At 65.2% G+C, this 445-nt stretch carries 1 protein-coding gene; it reads left to right on the top strand.

Going from position 1 to position 445, the window contains the following annotated elements; translation table 11 throughout:
* On the top strand, positions 1-445 hold a 445-nt coding region (locus VSR71_RS35095; RefSeq protein WP_342917923.1), incomplete at both ends, for a hypothetical protein.

Below are 445 nucleotides of genomic sequence, written 5' to 3'. Positions count from 1 at the left end.
CATGCATAGTTGGCTCGGCGCCGAGGTTACCTCCAGCGTCGGCTTGAAGCCGTCGCGATTCCAGCTCACCGACGAAGAGCGCCAGCTGCGCGACCTCGCTTATCCCATGATCGAGCCGCCGCTGTCGCGCCCCGCATGGAAGAGCGTGTTCGGCGACTACAAGGCCTTGCCGTCGCCCTGGCGGCAGAAGATCGTGTTCGACCGCACCATGTACGGGCGCACGCTGATCGACGAGCCGCACCGCTCGCATTCTTCGCGCTATGCACAGTTGATCGAGGACGTGCGCAACGACACCAGCCGCTTCGAGCCGTTCTTCGGCTGCGCGATCCGCGTCATCGACCTCGACAAGAAGCGCAACGCCAGCATGGCGCGCGTCTCCGGGCTTTCGCCGGCGGAGAAGGCCGACGCGGTCGAGCGCATGCAGGAGAACTCGCTGATCATCCAG

This window comes from Cupriavidus oxalaticus (assembly GCF_038900635.1).
Taxonomy (GTDB): Bacteria; Pseudomonadota; Gammaproteobacteria; order Burkholderiales; family Burkholderiaceae; genus Cupriavidus; species Cupriavidus oxalaticus_B.
This window is presented reverse-complemented; position numbering and strand designations above follow the sequence as displayed.